Origin of the sequence: uncultured Fretibacterium sp. (genome assembly GCF_938040765.1) — a bacterium.
Classification (GTDB): Bacteria; Synergistota; Synergistia; order Synergistales; family Aminobacteriaceae; genus CAJPSE01.
Window position 1 is genome coordinate 1 of sequence record NZ_CALIAA010000295.1, and the last position, 5404, is coordinate 5404.

Sequence of the window (5404 nt, forward strand, 5' to 3'; positions counted from 1 at the left end):
CGAAAAAGCGGGGGGTCCTTCTCCAGTAAATGAAATGAGCCGAAGCCAGGCGCTACTTCATCACGGAGGGGAGCCACAGGCTCATCTGCGGGAACACGATGGTAGCGACCAGGAACAAAATCATGATGACGATAAAGGGAAACACTCCCTGGATGACCTCCTTCATCTTTACATCATTACGAATGCCGCAGATCACATAGAGGTTCATCCCGACGGGGGGCGTAACCAGGGCCATCGTCATGTTCACCGTCAGGATCACGCCGTACCAGATGGTATCGATCCCCAGAGCATGCAGGATAGGCGTCACCAAGGGCATGGTCAGCAGTACGATGGAGACCGTCTCCAGCATGGCGCCCAACACCAGCATCAGGAGGTTCATGACGATGATGAACGTCAGTGCGGACATTTTGTTTTCCACGACGATCTCCGTAAGGGCCTGGGGGATCTGCAACAGAGCCATGACCCTGCCGAACAATAGCGCCCCGGCGATGATGATCGCGATCATGCACGAGGTGGGAACGGACTTCAGACAGATTCCCGGGATGTCCCGAACCTTGATGGTACGGTAGACCACGACGGTCACGAACAGGCTGTAGACCAGTCCGACCGCCGCCGCCTCGGTCGGAGTGAACGCGCCGGAGTAGATTCCGCCGATGATGATGAAGGGCAACAGGATTCCCCAGATGTTCTTGGCCGTGATGGAGAACCTCTCGCTCCAGGTGGTCCTGGGCATCGGGGTAAAACCGCCCCGTTTGCTCTTCATGATCGCATACAGGATGAAGAGCCCCGCCAGGATGAGGCCGGGGACGACGCCCGCGATGAACAGCCTGCCGACGGAGTCCTCCGTCACCGTTCCGTAGATGATCATCGGAATGCTGGGAGGGATCAGGATCCCCAGCGTTCCGCCCGCGGCCAGCAGGCCCAGGGTAAAGGATTTGTCGTAACCACGTTCGATCATCGCAGGATAGGCGACCATCCCGATGGTCGCCGCCGTTGCGGCGCCCGACCCCGTGATGGCGGCAAAGAATGCGCAGGCCAGGATCGTCCCAATGGCCAGCCCTCCGGGAAGATGGCACACCCAGGCGTTCATGACCTCGAACAGGTCGTCCCCAACACGTCCGTCCAGCAGGATCTGACTCATGAGGACGAATATCGGGATGGAAAGCGTCGTGAAGCTGTCCAAGGAGGAGAACATCGTCGCCCCGACGACCTTGAGGGGAAGTCCGAACAGGAAGATCAGGGCAACGGACGTGGCACCCAGAGAGAAGGCCACGGGCAGTCCCATGCAAAGGATCAGCATCAGGAGAAGAATGACCAGCAGAAATTCGGACATCTACGCCGCTCCCCCTTCCGCTTCGGCGGAGGCTCCGTTCAGGGCCTCGACCCGATCGAGGGCTATCAGCAGAAACTGAAGGGTCAGGAGCAGGAAACCCAGGAAAAGAGGCAGCTGCACCAGCCACATCGGGACCCGCAGGATGGTCGCACTGAGCTTGTTGAACCGAATGCTGCCCGCAATCATCAGGTAGGCCTGATGAGTCACGATGGCGCAGAAGAGCATCCCCACAAGGCTGGTGACGATATCCAAAAGGTTCTGTACCCTTGGGGAAAGGCGATCGAAAATCAGATCGATCCGCACGTGCTTGCCCAGCATCAGCGTGTAGGATGCCCCGGCCAGCATCGACCACATGAACAGGTAAATGGAGACCTCCTGAACCCAGATCGTTGGGGAGCCGAAGCAGTAGCGGGCGATGACCTCATAGAAGAGCATCAAGCTCATCGCGAGGATGCCCAGGCCGCTGAGGTAGCCCAGACAAAGGTTTCCCGACCTTACGAAAGAACGTATCCTGCCCATCATGGACAAATTCCTCCTGTCGACAAAGAAGCGGATTGGGGGCGTCCCACGGAACTCCGGACGCCCCTGGATGGAACATACGAAGTTACCGGAACAGCTTGTCGCCAAGAGCGATCAATTGCCCGCCGATCTCGCCGGCGTGTTTCACGAATTGTTCCTTGACGGACTGCGTGGCCTTTACGAACTCGGCCCGCTCCTCCGGCGTAAGGACGACGACCTCGAGGCCGGCATCCCGGACCGCCTTCTCGGCCTCGGCCTCGGAATCCACGATCGCCTCACGGATCCACGCCTCCGCGTCCTTCCCTGCCCTCAGGATGATCTCCTGACTGTCGGCATCGAGTCCCGTCCACCAATCAAGGTTCGACTGAACGCTGAACTCCGCCGTCGAATAGTTGGCGATCGTCAGGTACTTCTGGACCTCGTACACCTTTCGGGAGACGCCGGCCGGCATGCCCGTCGTCGCGCCATCCACGGTTCCCCGCTGAAGCGCCATGTACATCTCGGAGGAGCTCATCAGGGTGGGGGCCGCGCCCAGGGCCTTGAGCGTTTCGGAGTCGCCCGCGCTGTAGGAGCGCATCTTCAGTCCGGCGAAATCCGCGGGCGTCCGCAGCGGACGTTTGCTGTTCCACATCTGGATGAAGCCGTAATCGACCCAGAAGAGGTTTTTGACCCCGAACTTCACGAACTCCTTATCCAGGATCTCGCCCGCCCCCTCCTCGAGGAACTTCTTGGGGGAATCCAGTCCCACGAAGAGGAAGGGGACGTCGAACACGTCCGCCGCCGGGATCATGCCGCCCCACTTGTTGGTGGCGACGAGTCCGATATCCACGAGCCCATCCTGAAGGGCCTCGACGATCTCCGTGTCCTTGAAGAGCTGGGCGGAGTCGAAAATCCGGATCGCTATCCTGCCCTGCGAGTACTCCTTCACCTTATCGGCGAAGATCGCCAGCCCCTTGGAAATATGGTGCGAAGGGGGAAACTGATTGGAGAGCTTGTTCTCCGCGGCCGTTGCCGCCACAGCGGGAAGCATCGTCGCAAAAATCAATACCACAAAAAGCAATGCCGCAAAAAATTTCCGTTTCCAGTACTTCATTGTCATCATCTCCACTTTGTGATTGAGCCTCGCCCAGGCGAGGCAGGAACCTCGTTCCAATCCGAGATCAGCAGCACGGCCCCACAGGCTGACCGAAGCGGCTCTTGACCAGGTGCCCCAGGGTTCCAAGCCCATAGTCCCGCATCCACCGAGCGACCTTCACAAGTGCCAGGGGATCCAGCCCCGTCTCGATCCCCAACCCATTCAGGTAGAAGACCAGGTCCTCGGTCGCCGCGTTGCCCGCCGCGCCGGGCGCGTAGGGACAGCCGCCCAGCCCCCCGGCTGCGGAATCGAAGCGGTCGAATCCTCGCACCAGGGCCTCACGAACGTTCAACAGGGCCATTCCGAACGTGTTGTGGATGTGCAGGAATACGGGAATGCCATCCAGGGCCGGGAACACGGCATCCAGGGTCTCGGCGAAATCCCTGGGATGACAGGTGCCGATGGTCTCGGCCAGACAGATGCTGCGCGCCCCCTTCTCCCGAACGATGCCGATCAGCTCGGATACCCTTCGCGGATCAGTGCGCCCCTCGAACGGACACATGAAGGACGTGGCGATGGAGACGGACAGTTCCGCCCTTCCCTCGATCAAACGAGCGATATCGTCCAGTCCCGACAGGGACTCCGCCACGCTGCGGTTCAGGTTGGCCTTGTTGTGGCTTTCGCTGGCGGAGAATACGACGTTCAGGACGTCGGCCCCGCAGGCCAGCGCGCGCTCCGCCCCCTTGGTGTTGGGAACCAAGGCCGTCAGGCGCGCCGTCGGGTGGCGGCGTTTCGTCTCCGTCAGCACCTCCGCAGCGTCCGCCAGCTGAGGGATAGCCTTGGGGCTGACGAACGAGGTGACCTCCATCTCCGTCACCCCAGCCTCAAACAGGGCGTCGATCCACTCGAGCTTCCGCTCCGTGGGGATGAACTCCTTCACATTCTGAAAACCGTCGCGGGGACAGACCTCCCGGACCACAACGGAGTCGGGTAATGCCGCGTCCTTCCTCAAAGCACTCCCTCCCGTTCGAGTTCGGCGACCTGCTCGGCCGTATACCCCAGCATCGAGCCGTAGACCTCGTTATTATGTTGCCCCAGCTCGGGGGCCGGCGTCCGTATCGAGGCCGGGGTACCGCTGAGCTTCAGGTGCGAGCCCGTCAGCTTCAGCCTTCCCGCGATGGGGTGCTCGCACTCCACAAACATCTCCCGATCCTCGGCGATGTGCGGGTCGGCGGTCACCTGGTCGATGGAATAGATCGGCGCGCAGGGGACACCCGCCCGATCCAGCTTTTCATGGATTTCCTTCACGGTTTGCCGCGACGTCCAAGCCTCGACAATCCCCTGCAGCTCTTCGTGATGGGCAACCCGATCCCTGGTTTCGCCGAAGCGCGGATCCCGAAGAAGGTCCTCCCGCCCCATCGTCCTCGCCAGGTCCTGCCACAGCTTGTTGTTCCCGGCCCCGATGACCAGAGAGCCGTCCGACGCCCGGAAGGAATCGTAGGGATAGGTGGACTCGTACCGATTGCCGATACGCTCCGGAACGCGTCCCTCAACGAAATAAATCATGTTGATGATCTCCAGGCTCGCGACCACGGAGTCGACGAGGGCAATATCCACTTTTTGCCCCTGTCCGGTCCGGGCACGGGAGTTGAGCGCAGCCAGAACTCCTATGGCGCAGGACAACCCTCCCAGAACATCGCCCATGGCGGTTCCCGTTCGGGTGGCCTCGCCTCCGGGCCAGCCGGTTGTGCTCATCAGACCGCCCATCGCCTGAGCGATGATGTCGTACCCCGGGCGCTTGCTGTAGCGTCCCGTGTGACCGAATCCCGATATGGCGCCGTAGACGATACCCGGGTTGACTTTTTTCAGGTCCTCGTAGCCCAATCCCAGCTTCTCCATCGTTCCGGGACGGAAGTTCTCGAGCACCACATCGGCCTTCTTCAACATCTCCAGAAAGATGCCCTTGCCCTTTGGGTCCTTCAAGTTCAAGGTAACCGCCTTCTTGTTGCGGTTCAGGTTCATCGAATAAGCGCTCACCCCCTCTTTGAAGGGCCCCATGCTCCGTTCGTCGGCGCCTCCCTTCGGATTCTCGATCTTGATAACGACAGCTCCCATGTCTGCCATCATCATGGAGCAAAACGGCCCGGCCAGGACCCTCGTCAAGTCCAACACCACAACATTCGACAACGCGCCTTCCAAAATGACCGCCCCCTTCTCCAGTGCCGGAGCAACACCGGACGCTTCGGCCCAAGTCAATCCAATCCCCAAGTCAACCATGAATGAACTTGCAGACGACTGAACTCTGTCGACAATATTTCTTAGAGGGTAAGGTTAGCGAAAACAAAAGAGAAAGTCAAGTGAAAATTTTCAATATGTCGTTGATCTGTGATAATGTCCCCCTATAAGTAGTCAGAGAAAATGTCCCCCCCCCCGTACGATAGGTCTTTTTGGATAATATCGGCATGGAGCAGGAGCGA

5 protein-coding genes are annotated in these 5404 nt (G+C 59.8%); all 5 read right to left on the reverse strand.

Translation table 11 applies throughout. The features are described 5' to 3' along the window. Positions 1–52: 52 nt before the first annotated feature. The 5 genes from Q0176_RS10350 to Q0176_RS10370 all read right to left on the reverse strand — a co-directional run bounded on the left by Q0176_RS10350 (position 53) and on the right by Q0176_RS10370 (position 5102). Positions 53–1333 (reverse strand): TRAP transporter large permease, encoded by a 1281-nt coding sequence (locus Q0176_RS10350; protein WP_299302545.1) that lies wholly within the window; start codon positions 1331–1333, stop codon positions 53–55. Continuing rightward, the gene (locus Q0176_RS10355; protein WP_299302548.1) at positions 1334–1855 is read right to left on the reverse strand and encodes a TRAP transporter small permease; all 522 of its coding nucleotides are present in this window, start codon (positions 1853–1855) and stop codon (positions 1334–1336) included. An 82-nt stretch (positions 1856–1937) separates the two neighbouring features. Then, positions 1938–2945 (reverse strand): DctP family TRAP transporter solute-binding subunit, encoded by a 1008-nt coding sequence (locus Q0176_RS10360; RefSeq protein WP_299302551.1) that lies wholly within the window; start codon positions 2943–2945, stop codon positions 1938–1940. 67 nt (positions 2946–3012) lie between these two features. Then, positions 3013–3939: a hydroxymethylglutaryl-CoA lyase gene (locus tag Q0176_RS10365; RefSeq protein ID WP_299302554.1), complete on the reverse strand. Its 927-nt coding sequence runs from the start codon at positions 3937–3939 to the stop codon at positions 3013–3015. Further along, positions 3936–5102, reverse strand: a complete 1167-nt coding sequence (locus Q0176_RS10370; RefSeq protein ID WP_299302556.1) for a CoA transferase — start codon at positions 5100–5102, stop codon at positions 3936–3938. Before Q0176_RS10370 ends, Q0176_RS10365 begins: the two co-directional genes overlap by 4 nt. Positions 5103–5404 lie beyond the last annotated feature (302 nt).

Excerpts from the sequence above, each read along its gene's own strand:
- Q0176_RS10350 (WP_299302545.1), bottom strand. The coding sequence starts at position 1,333 with ATGTCCGAATTTCTGCTGGTCATTCTTCTCCTGATGCTGATCCTTTGC.
- Q0176_RS10355 (WP_299302548.1), bottom strand. The coding sequence starts at position 1,855 with ATGATGGGCAGGATACGTTCTTTCGTAAGGTCGGGAAACCTTTGTCTG.
- Q0176_RS10360 (WP_299302551.1), bottom strand. The coding sequence starts at position 2,945 with ATGAAGTACTGGAAACGGAAATTTTTTGCGGCATTGCTTTTTGTGGTA.